At 71.3% G+C, this 15,831-nt stretch carries 14 protein-coding genes; 4 read left to right on the forward strand and 10 right to left on the reverse strand.

Annotation, left to right across the window (positions count from 1 at the left end):
- Window positions 1-6 precede the first annotated feature (6 nt).
- The 5 genes from AC5L35_RS15155 to AC5L35_RS15175 all read right to left on the reverse strand — a co-directional run bounded on the left by AC5L35_RS15155 (window position 7) and on the right by AC5L35_RS15175 (window position 4,791).
- Complete coding sequence (locus AC5L35_RS15155; protein WP_495060257.1) at window positions 7-915, reverse strand: DNA-3-methyladenine glycosylase family protein; 909 nt, start codon at window positions 913-915, stop codon at window positions 7-9.
- A gap of 24 nt (window positions 916-939) precedes the next feature.
- Window positions 940-2,010, reverse strand: a complete 1,071-nt coding sequence (gene manB / locus AC5L35_RS15160) for a mannose-1-phosphate guanylyltransferase (RefSeq protein ID WP_495060397.1) — start codon at window positions 2,008-2,010, stop codon at window positions 940-942.
- A gap of 70 nt (window positions 2,011-2,080) precedes the next feature.
- On the reverse strand, window positions 2,081-2,986 hold the full coding sequence (locus AC5L35_RS15165) for a glycosyltransferase family protein (protein ID WP_495060258.1): 906 nt from the start codon (window positions 2,984-2,986) through the stop codon (window positions 2,081-2,083).
- A gap of 81 nt (window positions 2,987-3,067) precedes the next feature.
- Complete coding sequence (locus tag AC5L35_RS15170) at window positions 3,068-3,916, reverse strand: tetratricopeptide repeat protein (RefSeq protein ID WP_495060259.1); 849 nt, start codon at window positions 3,914-3,916, stop codon at window positions 3,068-3,070.
- Between the two features lie 47 nt (window positions 3,917-3,963).
- Complete coding sequence (locus tag AC5L35_RS15175) at window positions 3,964-4,791, reverse strand: glycosyltransferase (protein ID WP_495060260.1); 828 nt, start codon at window positions 4,789-4,791, stop codon at window positions 3,964-3,966.
- Window positions 4,792-4,954: 163 nt separating this feature from the next.
- Here AC5L35_RS15175 and AC5L35_RS15180 point away from each other — a divergent pair, with 163 nt between their 5' ends.
- Together AC5L35_RS15180 and AC5L35_RS15185 are read left to right on the forward strand one after the other, a co-directional pair.
- Complete coding sequence (locus AC5L35_RS15180; protein ID WP_495060261.1) at window positions 4,955-6,700, forward strand: LCP family protein; 1,746 nt, start codon at window positions 4,955-4,957, stop codon at window positions 6,698-6,700.
- 14 nt (window positions 6,701-6,714) lie between these two features.
- On the forward strand, window positions 6,715-7,440 hold the full coding sequence (locus AC5L35_RS15185) for a TIGR03089 family protein (protein WP_495060262.1): 726 nt from the start codon (window positions 6,715-6,717) through the stop codon (window positions 7,438-7,440).
- A gap of 99 nt (window positions 7,441-7,539) precedes the next feature.
- On the opposite strand, the gene AC5L35_RS15190 is transcribed toward AC5L35_RS15185, so the two are convergent.
- Both AC5L35_RS15190 and AC5L35_RS15195 read right to left on the reverse strand, forming a co-directional pair.
- On the reverse strand, window positions 7,540-8,829 hold the full coding sequence (locus AC5L35_RS15190) for an MFS transporter (RefSeq protein WP_495060263.1): 1,290 nt from the start codon (window positions 8,827-8,829) through the stop codon (window positions 7,540-7,542).
- 454 nt (window positions 8,830-9,283) lie between these two features.
- On the reverse strand, window positions 9,284-10,441 hold the full coding sequence (locus AC5L35_RS15195) for an acyl-CoA dehydrogenase (RefSeq protein ID WP_495060264.1): 1,158 nt from the start codon (window positions 10,439-10,441) through the stop codon (window positions 9,284-9,286).
- Between the two features lie 58 nt (window positions 10,442-10,499).
- On the opposite strand from AC5L35_RS15195, the gene AC5L35_RS15200 reads away from it, so the two are divergent.
- A complete protein-coding gene (locus tag AC5L35_RS15200) occupies window positions 10,500-11,192 on the forward strand; it encodes a TetR family transcriptional regulator (protein ID WP_495060265.1) in 693 nt (230 codons plus the stop codon).
- A gap of 29 nt (window positions 11,193-11,221) precedes the next feature.
- On the opposite strand, the gene AC5L35_RS15205 is transcribed toward AC5L35_RS15200, so the two are convergent.
- Entirely contained in the window at window positions 11,222-12,643 is a 1,422-nt protein-coding gene (locus tag AC5L35_RS15205; protein WP_495060266.1) for an MFS transporter, read from the reverse strand.
- A 304-nt stretch (window positions 12,644-12,947) separates the two neighbouring features.
- Between AC5L35_RS15205 and AC5L35_RS15210 the strand changes: the two genes are divergently transcribed.
- Entirely contained in the window at window positions 12,948-13,772 is an 825-nt protein-coding gene (locus AC5L35_RS15210; protein ID WP_495060267.1) for a YmdB family metallophosphoesterase, read from the forward strand.
- Between the two features lie 329 nt (window positions 13,773-14,101).
- On the opposite strand, the gene purE is transcribed toward AC5L35_RS15210, so the two are convergent.
- Complete coding sequence (purE, locus tag AC5L35_RS15215; RefSeq protein ID WP_495060268.1) at window positions 14,102-14,605, reverse strand: 5-(carboxyamino)imidazole ribonucleotide mutase; 504 nt, start codon at window positions 14,603-14,605, stop codon at window positions 14,102-14,104.
- Window positions 14,598-15,818, reverse strand: a complete 1,221-nt coding sequence (locus tag AC5L35_RS15220) for a 5-(carboxyamino)imidazole ribonucleotide synthase (RefSeq protein WP_495060269.1) — start codon at window positions 15,816-15,818, stop codon at window positions 14,598-14,600. Before AC5L35_RS15220 ends, purE begins: the two co-directional genes overlap by 8 nt.
- Window positions 15,819-15,831: the final 13 nt, after the last annotated feature.

The following is a 15,831-nucleotide window of genomic DNA, read 5'->3' on the forward strand; positions in this document are numbered from 1 at the left end:
CACCCCCTAGATCGCGCGGTAGTCCTTCGGGGAGAACCGCGGGCCGAACCGGGGCCTGCGGAATCCCGAGACCTCCACGAACCGCACCGCCCGCTGGCGCTGGGGCGCGTACGGCGCGAGGACGCCGAGCATGCCCGCGTCGTCGAGCGGACGGCCGACGAGTGCCCAGCCGACGAGCGTGGGGATGTGGAAGTCGCCGACGCTCACCGCGTCCGTGTCGCCCCACGCGCGCTGCGCCACCTCGGCCGCGGTCCACACCCCGATGCCGGGGACCTTGCGCAGCAGCTCCCGCCCCGGCTCGCCACCCAGCTCGCAGGCGGTCTCGAGGCGGTGCGCCACCGCGGCGCAGGCGAGGATCGCGCGCCGCCGGGCGGAGTCGACGCCCGCCTTGTGCCACTCCCAGTCCGGGATCCCCCGCACCTGCGCCGGGCTGGGCGGCACCCGCATCCCGTCCGGCGCCGGACCGGGCGCCGGGTCACCGAAGCGCCGGCAGAGCTCCCGCCACGACCGGCGGGCCTCCACCCCGGTGACCTTCTGTTCGAGCACCGACGGCACGAGCACGTCCCACACCCGTCCGGACGCACCGAACCGCAGGCCGGGCATCCGCCGCGAGGCGTCGGCGACGAGCGGATGGTGGGCGACGAACTCCTCCGGCCGGTCGTCGACCCCCAGGAGGGCGGGCAGCCCGTCGAGCGACCACTGCGCGCCCGGACCCCACGCGTCGCAGACGACGGTGCCGTCGGAGCGGCGGCGCAGCCGGGTGGTCGCCGGGCCGTCCGGGGTGGTGGAGACACGCCAGATCGCCGAGCCCTCGGCCGCGGACCGCCACGTGGGGTCGCCACGGCCGCGGCGCAGGGGGGCGAGCACGCCCGCCAGGTCCAGCCGGAAATCCGGTCGCCACTCCCGCGTCTCCATCAGACCCGCGGCGAGCCTGCTGAACTACACATCGGGGGAGAACCGCAGCCCGTGCGGAGGCAGGACCACGTCCGGCCAGACCCGCATGCCCCGGCGCAGCTCGCAGTGCGCACCCACGACGGCGCGGTCGCCCACCACGGTGTCGTTGACCAGGGCGCCCTCCTCGACCCGGGCGCCCGCACCGATGACGGAGTGCTCCACCACCGCGCCCTCACCGACCACGGCTCCATCGAACAGCATGGCGCCCTCGACGCGAGCACCCGCCCCGATCCGCACGCCCCGGCCCACCGTGGTGCCCCCGAATACCAGCGCGCCGTCGGCGATCTCCGCGCCCTCCAGCACCAGCGACTCGCCGGTCGGCCCGGGGAGCGCAGCGGAGGGGGCGACGCCACGCACCAGGTCGGCCGAGCCGTGGATCAGGTCGGCGGGGGTGCCCATGTCGCGCCAGTAGGCGTTGTCGACGTGGCCGGACACCTGCGCGCCGGCCGAGAGCAGCTCGGGGAACGTCTCCCGCTCCACCGACACCGGGCGACCCTCGGGGATCGACTCGATGACCGAGCGGCGGAACACGTAGCAACCCGCGTTGATCTGGTCGGTGGGCGGGTCCTCGGTCTTCTCGAGGAACTCCAGCACGGAGCCCGACTCGTCGGTGGGGACGCAACCGTAGGCGCGGGGGTCCTGCACACGCACGAGGTGCAGCGTCACGTCGGCGTCGGTGCGCCGGTGGGTCTCGACGACCGCACCCAGGTCGGTGCCGCACAGCACGTCCCCGTTGAAGACGAGGACGTTGTCGGTGGTGAGGTACTTGGCCACGTTGCGGATGCCGCCGCCGGTGCCCAGCGGGTGGTTCTCCACCACGTACTCGATCTCGAGCCCGAGGGAGGCCCCGTCACCGAAGTGGGCGGAGAACGTCTCGGCCAGGTACGACGTGCCGAGCACGACACGTCCGACACCGGCCGCACGGATCCGCGACAGCAGGTGCGCCAGGAACGGCACCCCCGCCGTGGGCAGCATGGGCTTGGGGGCCGACAGCGTGAGTGGCCGTAGTCGTGTCCCTTTGCCCCCGACCAGCACCACGGCTTCGACGTCCTGCAGCACGCTATCTCCTCCAGCTCCGGTACGACTCCGGGTAAAGCTCGGTCTCGAGCTCGGTAAAGCCCGGTAATCAGCTTTCGGTTTTTCGACTCGCGGTGTTTCGCTGCACGTCGTTTCGGCTGGTCACGACACCCGGACGGGTTGCGAGCGCCAGGAGCAACCGGGCCGGAGCCCGGCTGCGGTCCGATACGTAACGGCGCAGGCCGTCGGCCTGTGCGGCCAGGACGCCGTCGCCGTTGCGGAACCCGGTCCCGGTGGCCACCTCGACACCGGGGGCGTGAACCACCAGCCAGCCCGCGCGGAGCAGCCGGTCGGCCAGATCGACGTCGGCCATGTCCACGGGCCCCGGAGCGTCGAGATACCGCGGGTCGAAACCGTCCACGGAGTCCCAGGCGGCCCGGCGCAGCAGCACGCACGACGTCGAGAGCCATCCCGTCGGCCCGGCGTCCGCCCCGACCGGGATCCGGCCGCGCAGCGCCTGGGTGATCGAGGGCTGCGCACCGGCGGACGGCAGGACGGACCCCGCCGCCTCGCGCAGCCGTGGCCCGATCAGGCCTGCTCGCGGGTACCGGGCGGCGACGGCGAGTAGCCCGTCCAGGACGCCGGCGTCCCACCGCACCGCCGGGTCGGCGATCAGCACCCAGCCCACCTCGGCGTCGAGGCCGGCCACCGCGCGGTTGATCGCGGCGGGGCGGCCGATGTCCTCGGCGAGTCGCAGCACCTCGACGCCCCCACCGGGAACGTCGCCGACCGTGGTGGCGCCCCCGACGACGGTCAGCACGACGCGGACCGGACGGATGGCCGGCACGGACGCGGCGAGACGGTCGACGTCCGGGCGGCCCGCTCGCGCGACGGCGACCACGGCGAACTCGCTCCCGTACTCCCGGGCGGCGTCGCGAGTGGCCGATTCAAGCCAGACCGGATCGCGGCGGGTGTCCCCATTGATGGGGGCCTCGCGGATCGGATCTCGGTCCACGCGCGAACCCTAGTGGCGATGCGGCACCCGACCACCGCGGCCCACCGGAAACGGCAGGCACCCGATCGGTGAACCTTCGGCTCAGTCGTCGGTCGGGTCGCCGCCGTCCAGCTCCGCCAGCGCCTGCCGCGCAGCGGAGTCCCCGGAGTCGACCGAGATCTGCAGGTAGCGGCGTGCCTCGTCGAGCCTGCCCTCGTCGAGGAGGAACCGGCCGAGCACGTACGCCCAGCCCGGCTCGGCGTGCCGCTCCGCCTCGCGGAGCTCGCGCTCGGCACCCGCGGAATCGCCCCGGCCGGCGAGGAACTGGCCGTAGGCGGTGTGGGCCCGCAGCGCGCCCAGCTCCCCGGCCCGGCGATACCACGCGTCGGCCTCGTCGGTCCGGCCCTCCATCGCCCGGACGTCGGCGAGCGCCACCAGCGTGTCCGGCCTGCTCTGGGCGGCGTACCGCTCGGCCGCAGCGGCGGCAGCGGAGAGGTTGCCCGCCTCGAGGTGCAGCTCCACGACGTTCGCGGCGGCCAGCTCGTCACCGGACTCCGCGGCGTAACCGAGAAGCTGCACCGCCTCGGCGAGCCTGCCCTCGTCGCGGAGCAGGATCGCGAGGTCGTTGGCCGCCACGAGCTCCCCGGACTCGACGGCCAGCCGCAGCATGCTCTCGGCACGTGCGCGTTCGCCGAGCTCCGCGAGCGCCACCCCGAGGCGGCCGGCGAAGCGCACGTGGCCCTGGTCCACCACCACCGTCAGCCAGTCGGCGGCGGCGTGCCAGCTCCCGCTGTCGAGATAGGCGCGGGCCAGCAGATCAGCGGCCGACGGCTCGCCGGCCGCCACGGCGCGGCGCAGCACGTCGACGGCGTCGAGCGGGTGACCCGCGTCGAGCTGGGCGGCACCCTCCGCGGACAGGGGTTCCGGCGGCACCGGGGACGGCTGTGTCATGGGGCTCCCTCGATCGAGTGATCGATCGTCCCACCATGCGGACCGATTTACCCCTTGTACGTGGCGATCACCGTTCTGTAAGCCATTCGGCGGATTCGTTCGGGGACCACGCGGTAGCCACCCCGCACGAGGACGTTGCGGGCGAACTGGGGCCACGTCGTGAACCCGATCAGTTTGAAGCGACGCTGGATCGCGACCTCGGCACGAAGCTGGCGCAGCCCGCCCCTGCGCGCGTAGGCGCCCGCCCCGACCCGGTACTTCACGAGCGGCTCGGCGACGTTGGCCACCCGCGCCCCCGCGACGATCAGCTTCGCCCAGAGCAGGTAGTCCTCCATCAGCGCGAAGTCGGTGTAGCCACCGACGGAGCGCACCAGGTCGCGCCGGTAGACGACGGTGGGGTGGTTGAACGGGACGGCGAACCGCGCCCGCGCGCGGATGTCGGCCGGGTCGACCGGCGGGGTGCGCATGCCCACGATGTCCCCCGGGTCCGCACCGAACTCCAGCAGGCCGGAGCCCACGATGTCCACGCCCGACTCCATGATCGGCATCTGGACGGCGAACCGGTGCGGGAGCGAGATGTCGTCGGCGTCCATCCGCGCGACCACGGAGTGGCGGCAGGCCACCAGCCCCGCGTCCAGCGCGGGCCCGAGGCCGACGTTGCGCTCCAGCGCCACCACGTCCACCGGCACGGGGCTCGCCGCGGCGAGCTCCGCGATCCGCGCTCCGAGCGCGGCGGGCACCGGGCCGTCGCGCACGATCACGACCTGGTCCGGCCGCCGGGTCTGCTCCTCCACCGACGAGCGGAACGCCTCGGTGAGGAAGTCGGGCCGGTCACCGGCCCACACCGGCAGCAACAACGACAGCTGCTCGGGCAACGAGAGCTCCCCTCTTCCCCGGGGCTACCAGCCCGGGTGACTCTCAGTAGCGACGACGAGGGCGACCATGGTCACCCGCGACACGCGCACGGCCATCGCGGGAGTGCGCAGCCGGTGCTGCACCCTAGGAGATCCGGTAACGACGGCCAGCGGAGGTGCACAGGTGGACGGGCGGGGCTGGTCGGACGGGTCGGCCTGGTCGTCGTCCGGCAGGCCGCGAAGCAGCGCGTACCACCCCACCCGGCCCACCCGTCGCGAGAGCGAGCCCTATCCGGACCGCACGGCCCGGTACCGGTCCGGCCGCCGGACCTCGCCCGAACCTCCGACGAGAGCACGTGGCGTGCCACGGGAGCCGACCCGGCGTCCCACCCGCCGCGCCGCGTCGGGCACGACGACGGCGCCCCCCAGACGCACCCGCCCGGCCCCGCCGGCACGTCCGAAGAAGCCCCCACGCACCCTCCGGGAACGCATCAGGCTCTTCCTCGTGGTGGCGTCGGCGCTCGTCCTGGTGCTCACCGGCTCCGCGTGGGGCCTCTTCCGGGACATCACCGCCGGGATCACCACCACCGACGTCATCACGGGCAGCGATGACGACGGCGCGGACAACATCCTGCTCGTCGGCGTGGACAGTCGCACCGACGCCCAGGGCAACCCGCTGCCGCCCGAGGTGCAGCGCCTCCTGAACAGCGGCCCCGACTCGGGCGTGCTCAACTCCGACACGATCATCGTGCTCCACGTCCCGCAGGGCGGCGGAGCGGCGGCGGCGTTCTCCATCCCCCGCGACAGCTACGTCGACATCCCCGGCTACCGCCGCGACAAGATCAACGCGGCCTACCCGGCGACCAAGGCACTGGCGGCGGAGCGGCTGGTGGCCGACGGCGTGCACGACCCGAAGCAGGTCGACGCCGAGTCGGCGCAGCAGGGCCGCACCGCCCTGATCCAGACCGTCCAGAACCTCACGGGCCTGCACATCGACCACTACGCCGAGATCAACCTGCTCGGGTTCTACAACCTCACCACGGCGATCGGGGGCGTCGACGTCTGCCTCAAGGCACCGGTGGACGACCCGTACTCCGGAGCTGACTTCCCCGCCGGGCCGCAGACGATCTCCGGTGCCGCCGCACTCTCGTTCGTCCGGCAGCGCCACGGCCTGCCCGAGGGCGACCTGTCCCGGATCCGCCGCCAGCAGGTGTTCCTCGCCGCCGTCTCCGACAAGATCCTCTCCGGTGGCACGCTCACCAACCCGGGCAAGCTCAGCTCCCTGATCGACGTCGCCCAGAAGTCACTCGTGATCGACTCGGGCTGGAACCTCCTCGCGTTCGCGCAGCAGGCGTCCGACATGGCGGCGGGCCACCTGGAGTTCGTCACCATCCCCACGCAAGGCGGCCAGACCAATTCGCGCGGCGACGTCGTACTCGTCGACCCCGGCGTCGTGCACACGTTCATCCAGCAGCGGATCGCGCAACAGCAGCAGGCCGTGCAGGCCACCCAGGAGACTCCCCCACCGCCGCCGCCACCGGCGCAGCTCGACGTGATCGCGTCGCGCTACGTCGTCGACGTGCGCAACGGCTCGAACCTCTCCGGAATGGCCGCCACGGTCGCCGACCGCATGCGCGACCTCGACTTCGTCCCGGGCACGGTGGACAACACCGACCCGACGCCCACCTCGACCGTGCACTACACGGGCTCGGACGGTGATGCGGCGCGCGCCGTGGCCGCTCAGCTGGGCGACATCCCCGTGGAGAGCGACGACCAGGTCACGCCGGGCCACCTGCTCGTCGTGCTCGGGGCCGACTTCAACCCGGCGACCGTGCCCACTCCCGTCGACGACGCTCCGGCCAGCCCGTCCCCCGCCGCTCCGCCGCCGTCGGCGCCGATCACGGCGGCGGGCGTCCCCTGCGTCGACTGACCTACGGTGAGGCGGTGACGCTCACCGCCGCCCTGCTCGACCCGCTGCGCTCCGGCGCGGCCGCCGCCAGACCGCTGATCACGTTCTACGACGACGCGACGGGTGAGCGCATCGAACTGTCCGCCGTCACCACGGCCAACTGGGCGGCGAAGACCGCCAACCTGCTCCGCGACGAGTGCGACGTGGAGCCGGGCACCCCGGTGGCGCTGCTCCTGCCCGCGCACTGGCAGACCGCGGCGGTGCTGCTCGGCGCGTGGTGGTGCGGCGCCGAGATCGTGGCCGGCCCCGAGGACGCGGAATGGGTGCTCTGCGACGCCGACCGCATAGACCTCGCGCTGGCCGCCGAGCCGGCAGGCGGCGTGGTGGCACTGTCGCTCGACGCCTTCGGGAAGGGCGTGCCCGGGCTCCCGTCCGGCGTGATCGACTTCGCCACCGAGGTGCGGCTGCACGGCGACGACTTCGTGCCATGGTCCCCCGTCCCGGACAGCACCCCCGCGCTGGCCGGAGCCACGGTCACCGAGGTGTTCGCCGACGCCAACGCCCGGGCCGCGGCGCTGGGGCTCACGGCGTCCGACCGGGTGCTCTCCACCCTGGAGTGGTCGGGCCCCGACGGCCTGGGGGACGGCCTGCTCGCGGTGCTCGCGGCCGGGGCGTCACTGGTGCAGGTCAGGAACCCGGCGGCCGACGCGCTGGAGCGCAAGGCGCAGACCGAACGCACGACGAAACGCCTGTACCCCTGACCCCCACCCCGTCCCTGATTGCAGCAAAGCCACTTTCATGCCATCTCCTTGCGTGAAAGTGGCTTTGCTGCAACGGCGTCCGGGGGTGGCCGGGTACAGCTAGTCGGTGAAGTCGTCGGTGCGGGTCTCGGGCATCAGCAGCAGGCAGACCAGGCACAGCACCGCCACCCCGATGAGGTACCAGGACACGCCCGTCGTCGCATGGGTGCGGGCCAGCACGTCCGTGGCGATGAGCGGGCTGATACCGCCGCCGATGATTCCGGCGGCGCTGTAGGCGAACGAGGCACCGGAGTAGCGGTAGCGCACCCGGAAGAGCTCCGGGAAGTAGGCACCCATCGGGCCGTAGAGCAACGCGAAACACAGCAGACCGACGATCATCGCGATCCCGATCAATACCGGCTGCCGGGTCTGGATGAGCCAGAACAGCGGAAATGCCCAGAGCCCGGACAGCACGGCCGCAGCGATACACAGTTTGCGCCTGCCCACGCGATCCGAGAGTGCCGCGAACCAGAGCGTCGCGGCCCCCATGGCCAGCGACGCGATGATCGCCTCGGTGAGCATCGTGGTCTTGTCGATGTGCAAGGTCGCGGTGCCGTAGGACAGGCAGAACGTGGTGATCGTGTAGAACATCGTGAACGCCAGGATGAACGACAGAGTGGCGAGCACGAGCACGCCGGGCTGACGCCGGAGCAGTTCGAGGAACGGCACCCGCACCTGCTGGTGGGCCTCCACCGCCGCGCGGAACACCGGGGTCTCCGCAATGCGCAGCCGGATGTAGAAGCCGACCACCAGCAACACCGCCGAGGCCCAGAACGGGATACGCCAGCCCCAGGACGCGAACGCCTCCGCGCTCATGCTCGCATTCAGCACCAGGTACAGGAAGTTGCCCAGCGCGAACCCGATCGCCGGCCCGAGCTGTGGGAATGCCGAGTACAGCCCGCGTTTGCCCGCCGGGGCGTACTCCGTGGCCAGCAGCACCGCGCCGCCCCACTCACCACCCAGCCCGATGCCCTGCAGGAAACGCAGCACCGCCAGCAGGATCGGCGCGGCCACGCCGATCGCGGCGAACGACGGCACGCAGCCGATGAGCACCGTGGACAGGCCCATGACCAGCAGGGAGGTGATCAGCATCCGCTTGCGGCCCAGCCGGTCACCGAAGTGGCCGAACAGGATCGCGCCCAGCGGCCGCGCGATGAAACCCACCGCGAACGTGGCCAGCGCGGCCAGCGTGCCGGCGGCCGCCGAGAAGGACGGGAAGAACAGGTTGCCGAAGACGAGCGCGGCGGCGGTGCCGTAGATGTAGAAGTCGTAGAACTCGATCGCGGTGCCGATGAAGCTGGCAACAGCAATCCTGTTCCGCGACGGCGCAGCGGCAAGCGTACTGGTCATGAATTCATCCCAACGCCCGAGCACGGACAACGGTGGACGGCATTCGACTCCGACTCGGAGCGGATTTGCCCGTTTCGCGATTGTGGCGCCCGGCTGTCCGGTTCACCTGCGACGTCGGAAGTGTTGCTGGGCAGCGCGCCGGTGGACCCGCTTGATCTGGTCATGACTCCTCCGGTCGCGGATCCGATTCCGGCCACAATGCCCCAGCCTTCGGGACGCAGCAACGTCACCGGCAGTTTGTTACGTCACAGGTCGGCTCGAAGGCTTTGCTGATCGCACCCGGATTACGTCACCGGTCATTTCGATGCAATTACGCAGCGTTCATGACATCGGCCGGCAGCAGGCGTCGGGGCGCCCTCCCACATCGACGTGGGAGTGGCGGCGGCCGCGCCCCCACCACTCCCACGTCGATCTCGGCGCCACCGCCCGGCGTCAGCCGGGCCGGCTATCGCGTCTAGCCCTTCAGCAGGGCGCGGGCCATCACCAGGCGCTGGATCTGGTTGGTGCCCTCGTAGATCTGGGTGATCTTCGCGTCGCGCATCATGCGCTCCACCGGGAAGTCCTTCGTGTACCCGGCGCCGCCGAGCAGCTGCACCGCGTCGGTCGTGACACTCATCGCCGTGTCCGACGCCAGGCACTTCGCCGCGCTCGAGATGAAGCCGAGGTTGGGCTCGCCGCGCTCGGCACGCGAGGTGGCGACGTACACCAGCTGGCGCGCGGCCTCCACCTTCATCGCCATGTCGGCGATCATGAACTGGAGGCCCTGGAACTCGGCGATGCTGCGGCCGAACTGCTTGCGCTCCTTGGCGTAGGCGATCGCGATGTCGAGCGCGCCCTGCGCGATACCCACGGCCTGCGCGCCGATCGTCGGACGGGTGTGGTCGAGGGTCTTCAGCGCCGTCTTGAAGCCGGTGCCCTCCGCCCCGATGATGCGGTCGGCGGGGATCCGGCAGTCGGAGAAGTAGATCTCCCGGGTGGGTGAGCCGTTGATGCCGAGCTTGCGCTCCTTGGGCCCCACCTCGAAGCCCGGGTCGTCCCGGTGCACCACGAACGCCGAGATGCCGTTGGCGCCGCGCTCCGGGTCGGTCGACGCCATCACCGTGTACCAGGTGGAAACCCCGGCGTTGGTGATCCAGGCCTTGGTGCCGTTCAGCACCCAGGAGTCGCCGTCGCGGCGGGCGCGCGTCTTCATCGACGCGGCGTCGGAGCCCGCCTCCCGCTCCGAGAGGGCGTAGCTGATCATCGCCTCGCCCGAGGCGATGGAGGGGAGCACCTGCTTCTTCAGGTCGTCGGATGCCGAGAGCAGGATCGGGGTGAGCCCCAGCCCGTTGACCGCGGGAATCAGCGACGACGACGCGCAGACGCGCGCCACCTCCTCGATCACGATGCAGCCCGCGAGCTCGTCGGCACCCTGGCCGCCGTACTCCTCGGGGACGGTGATGGCCTGGAACCCGGCCTTCACCAGCGCGGTGCGCGCCTCCACGGGGTAGCGACCCTGCTCGTCCACCTCGGCGGCGTGGGGGGCGATCTCCTTCTCCGCGAGCGCACGCACCGCGTCGCGCAGCGCCTCGTGCTCGTCGCTGAGCCGATACGTGTCGAATGCGGCATCCATGGGTCAAGCGTAACGGCACTGCGTGCCATGATTCAAGACGGTTGCTACCCTGCGTGCCATGACTGGGGCCACCCGCCGCGGCCGCTCCGCACAGGGGCGCGCCGAGGTCCGTCGCGACCTGGTGGCGGCCGCCGTCAAGCTCTTCCGGGAACACGGCTACGAGGACACGACGGTCGACGACATCGCCGCGGCCGCCGGCGTCGGGCGCCGCACCTTCTTCCGCTACTTCCGCAGCAAGGAGGACGCGGTCTCCCCCGACCACGAGACGGCGCTGACCAGGGCGGCGGAGGTCTTCGAGGGCGCGCACGCCACCGAGCCCGCCGCAGCGCTGGCCCTGCGCGCAGGCGAGACCGTGTTCGACATCTACACCGACGACCCGCAACTGTCGGTGGAGCGCTACCGGCTCACCCACGACGTGCCGGTGCTGCGCGACCGCGAGTCCGCGAGCGTCGACCACTACCGGCGGCTGTTCACCCGGCACCTGCGCGGCCGCTTCGCCGGCGATCCGGACGGCGACCTGCGCGCCGCGGTGATCGGCGCGGCGGTGGTGGCGGCGCACAATCTGGCACTGCGTGCCTGGCTCGCGGCCGGCGCTCCCGAGGACGGGATGGAGGCCTACCGCCTCCGGTTCCGGCGGGTGGCCGAGATGCTGCCGGAAGAGCCTGAGCACACCAACGGCCTGCACGCGGTGACCCGGCGCCTGGAGCAGGCGGTCGTACGCCTGGAGCGCACGACACCCCCCGCGCAGTAGCGTTTCCTCCCGGGTCGGTCACAGGGCCCTCAGCTACGGGTGCCGCGGAGGCCCCCCTCCATCTCCGCGCTGGCGGCGTCCAGTGGCACGCCGGACGGGTCTCGCAGCACCAGGGTCGCGAGTATCGCCAGCACGAAGCACACACCTGCGAGCAATGTGGTGGTCCTCAGGCCGTAGGCGCTCAGCACGAGCGGTGCGACGAGAGCGCCGAGGAACGCCCCCACCTTGCCGAGGCTGGAGGAGATCCCGTGGCCGGTGCTCCGCGCCGCCGTCGGGTAGCACTCCGCGCTCAGCAGAATCAGGCCCGGATTCGGACCGAATGCGGAACCGAACAGGGACAGCCCAAACACCACCGCGAATGGCGCCACCGTGTCCGTCAGACCCGGGATCGCTGCAATCAGCAGCATCGATGCCGCACACAGACAGAGCCCTGAGATCTGCAACGTGGTTCGCCGCATACGGTCGATCACGGCGAGCCCGACCAGCGCACCGGTCACCCCGAAGCAGACCACCAGCAGGGCGTTGATCGCCACGTTCGTCACGTTGTCGGTGGCCGGCGAGATGCTCTTGATCAGCAGCGGCTGGCTCACCGAGTTGCCGTAGGACGCCACGTCGTAGAAGAACCAACTCACCCCGGTGCCCACGAGCGTGATGAGAAAGATCCGGTTCCGGAGCATGTCGCTCAATGAGAGCTTGACGCGAGCCTGGCGGGATACCCCAATGGTCTCGCTTCGCTCCGAGAACGCGGCGAGATCGTCGGCCGCCCGCTCCCGGTCCCCCGCCACCCGCAACGTCCAGCGCGGTGATTCGGGCATGTGCCTGCGGTTCCAGAGCACGATGATGGACGGAATCGCGCCGAAGCCGAGGATGAGGCGCCACGCCAGATCGGATGGCGTGCCCGCCGCCAGGATGAGCAACGACACGAGATACGCCGTCATCTGCCCGAGGACGTAGAACGCGAACGACAGGCCTACCAACCTGCCCCGATTGAAGCGGTTCGCGTACTCCGTCATGATCACGCCGGACGCGGGGTAGTCGCCCCCGATGCCCAGACCGAGGATGAACCGGGCGACCAGCAGCCACGTGAAGTTGGGTGAGACGGCGGAGAGCAGGGCGCCGACCACCATGATCGCTGCTTCGAGCCCGTAGATCCGGCGCCGGCCGAGCAGGTCGCCCAACCGCCCGAAGAGGAACGCGCCGATCGCGGTGGCCAGCAACGCGGAACTGCTGGCCACCGCCACCTGGCCCGCGTCGAGCCCGAACTGTGGTCTCACGAGCAACATCACCGTGCCGATGACGTTGAGGTCGTATGCGTCGGTGAAGAAACCCGCACCCGCCGTGATCGCCGCCTTGAAATGGAACAGGCTCAATGGCGCATCGTCCAGCGCTTCCTCGATCGGGTCGGATATCACCGGCACCGCCGTCCGGCCACGGCGGACTGATCGCAGCATCTACAGCTCCATACTTCAGGCACAACTCGACTTCCCTCAACATTCCAAGAAGCTCTTCGACGGTAATGCTGACCAGACGTGACACTCTGGTGAACTCCAGCGAAACTGCACCGACCGAAGCCCGGACAACTCGATCCGGTTCCCCGGAGTGGCCGAGGCCATACTGTGGCGATAACTATCTATGCCAGAAGCTGCCGGTTGCGCCTACGGTGGATGCGATTATCAGGGCGCCTCCTCGCTCGTTTCCATGATTCGCCCCGATCGGCCGACTCGTCGGAAACTCGACAACAAGGAAGGACCGGACATGTCGCGCGTGCTTTTTCTGGGAGACGTCGTCGGACCCGATGCGGTCGATTACGTCTGCGAGCGGATTCCGACGCTCCGCCGGGAGCGACGGGCGGATCTCGTCGTGGTCAACGCCGAGAATGCACTGCGCAGCGGGCCGCAGATCCGCACGGGTTTCGGTATGAGCCAGGACATCGTGCGACGGCTCTGCGAGTCCGGTGTGGACGTCATCACCAGCGGAAACCACGCGTGGGACGGCGAGGTCGCCGAGGTGGAACGGGTCCTGGCGCATCCGCGCGTGCTCCGCCCGGCGAACATGCCCGCCGGCGTTCCCGGTAAGGGTGCGATCACGCTGCATGTCCGCGACCACACGATCACGGTGGTCAACATCATGAGTAGATCAGCCGTGGTGGAGGCCCAGCCGATGTTCCAGCGCTGGCTCGACCACCCGGGGCATGTCGGCCCGCTCTGGCCGGCCTGGGAGGCCGTCGATCGGCAGGGGGCCACCATCGTCGACTTCCACGGCCTGGTGATCAGCGAGAAACAGGCGTTCGCCTATGCGGTGGACGGCCAGGCGGCCGCCGTGCTGGGCACCCACACCCACGAGGCCACCCACCATCTGCACCTGCTCCCCCGCGGCACCGCGCTGGTCACCGACGTGGGGATGACCGGGCGGCTCGGCGGGGTCACCGGCATCGCTCCGGCGCATTGGGTGGCCACGTTGCGGGGCGAGGACGTCACGGATCTCCCGCCGTACGAGCTCGCCGACGGCCCCATGACCCTCGGCGCGGTCGTGGTGACGATCGACGGGAACCGGTCCACGGCGATCGAGCGGGTCAGCTGACCATCCGACATGTCCCGACCGGGTTCATGAGGACGCCCCGCAGCCCTCGTGCCGAGCTCGTGAGGGACGTGGACGTGCGTGATCCCCGGGCCGCACCATTGGGTGCGCAAGCCGAGCTGGACGGGCTCGGGCCCGGGGATCACGGGTGACTGCCTGGAATTCGCCGGCACCACACCGGCTTCCACTTGGCCGTCGAAACGAGTCCTGTGGTGCTAGCGGACAGCCACCTCACGAGTCCTGTAGCTAATCAACGCCGGACCACCTCCTCTCACGTGTACTGCCACCCTACGTGCGGGAAGCGGCAGCGCGCCACGGGATTTTCGGTGTCCTCAGCCCTGCCCCGCGGTGGCCCGCAGGGCCGTGTCCTTGGCCAGGACGGACTCCGCCAGCTCGGCTTGAAACCGCTCCATCCGGGCCAGAAGTTCGGGGTCGCCCGCCGCCAGGATCCGGACGGCGAGCAGGCCGGCGTTGCGCGCGCCGCCCACGGCGACCGTGGCCACCGGAACCCCGGCGGGCATCTGCACGATCGACAGCAGCGAGTCGAGCCCGTCGAGCTTCGCCAGCGGCACCGGCACGCCGATCACGGGCAGCGGGGTGGCTGCGGCGACCATCCCGGGCAGGTGCGCGGCCCCGCCGGCGCCGGCGATCACCACGCGCAGCCCGCGGCCGGCCGCCGCGGTGGCGTAGTCGAGCATGCGCTGCGGGGTGCGGTGGGCGGAGTACACGCCCACCTCGTAGGGCACGTCGAACTCGGCGAGGGCCAGAGCGGCGGCCTCCATCACCGGCCAGTCCGAGTCGCTGCCCATGATCACGCCGACCAGTGGCTCAGACATGCTGCACCTCACGTTCGACCGTGCCCGTGTGGGGCGACCACCCGTCGGGCCACTCGGCGGTGGAGAGCCACGCCGCGGCCAGGACGGCCCGGCGGCGCACGACATCCATCTCGGCGCCCAGCACCGTCACGTGGCCCACCTTGCGCGCCGGCCGCTCCTCCTTGCCGTACAGGTGCACCTTGACGTCGGGGAAGCGCGCGAAGAGGTGGTGGAGCCGCTCGTCCGTGCTCATGGCGGGCGGCTGCGCGGCGCCCAGCACGTTGGCCATCACCACGGCGGGAGCGGTGGGCGTGGTGGTGCCGAGCGGGTAGTCGAGCACCGCACGCAGGTGCTGCTCGAACTGGGACGTGCGGGAGCCCTCGATCGTCCAGTGCCCGGAGTTGTGCGGGCGCATCGCGAGCTCGTTGACGACCAGTTCGCCGTCGGTGCGCTCGAAGAGCTCCACGGCCAGCAGGCCGGTGACGTCGAGCTCGGCCGCGATCCGCAGGGCGAGCTCCTGCGCCGCGACGGCCACGTCCTCGTGCAGGCCGGGGGCGGGCGCCAGTACCTGGACGCACTGGCCCTGCTCCTGCACCGTCTCCACCACGGGCCACGCCGCCGCCTGCCCGTACGGCGAGCGCGCGACGAGCGCGGCCAGCTCCCGGCGCATCGGCACGGCCTCCTCGACCATCAGCGGCGTGCCGGCGGCCAGCAGTTCGGCGACCAGGTCCTCGGCGGGGGCGTCGAGTATCCAGACGCCGCGACCGTCGTACCCGCCGCGGACGGCCTTGAGCACCACGGGCCAGCCGTGCTCGGCCCCGAAGCGCTCGACGTCGCTCACGTCGCGGACCTCCGCGAACCGCGGCACGGCAGCACCGAGCCCGGCGAGCCTGCGCCGCATCACCAGCTTGTCCTGGGCGTGCAGCAGCGCGTCCGGGCGCGGGTGCACGGTGACACCCGCGTCGACGAGCGCGCGGAGGATCTCCTGCGGCACCTGCTCGTGGTCGAAGGTGACCGCCGTGCAGCCGCGGGCGAACTCGCGCACCGCCGTCAGGTCGGTGGCGGCGCCGCTGTGCACGTCGGCACAGACCAGCGCGGCGGGGTCGCCGGGGCGTTCGGCGAGCACACGGAGCGACTGGCCGAGCGCGATGGCGGCCTGATGGGTCATGCGGGCCAGCTGCCCGGCACCGATCATGCCGACGACGGGGAGGGGGCGGATAACGGACGGGTCCACGATGCGGGAAGCC

The organism is Pseudonocardia sp. OZ21 (assembly GCF_059359135.1).

What these genes read in the sequence shown, in the direction of transcription:
- AC5L35_RS15155 (WP_495060257.1), bottom strand. Translation starts at nt 915, where the DNA reads ATGGAGACGCGGGAGTGGCGACCGGATTTCCGGCTGGACCTGGCGGGC.
- AC5L35_RS15170 (WP_495060259.1), bottom strand. Translation starts at nt 3,916, where the DNA reads ATGACACAGCCGTCCCCGGTGCCGCCGGAACCCCTGTCCGCGGAGGGT.
- AC5L35_RS15190 (WP_495060263.1), bottom strand. Translation starts at nt 8,829, where the DNA reads ATGACCAGTACGCTTGCCGCTGCGCCGTCGCGGAACAGGATTGCTGTT.
- AC5L35_RS15195 (WP_495060264.1), bottom strand. Translation starts at nt 10,441, where the DNA reads ATGGATGCCGCATTCGACACGTATCGGCTCAGCGACGAGCACGAGGCG.
- AC5L35_RS15200 (WP_495060265.1), top strand. Translation starts at nt 10,500, where the DNA reads ATGACTGGGGCCACCCGCCGCGGCCGCTCCGCACAGGGGCGCGCCGAG.
- AC5L35_RS15205 (WP_495060266.1), bottom strand. Translation starts at nt 12,643, where the DNA reads ATGCTGCGATCAGTCCGCCGTGGCCGGACGGCGGTGCCGGTGATATCC.
- AC5L35_RS15210 (WP_495060267.1), top strand. Translation starts at nt 12,948, where the DNA reads ATGTCGCGCGTGCTTTTTCTGGGAGACGTCGTCGGACCCGATGCGGTC.
- purE (WP_495060268.1), bottom strand. Translation starts at nt 14,605, where the DNA reads ATGTCTGAGCCACTGGTCGGCGTGATCATGGGCAGCGACTCGGACTGG.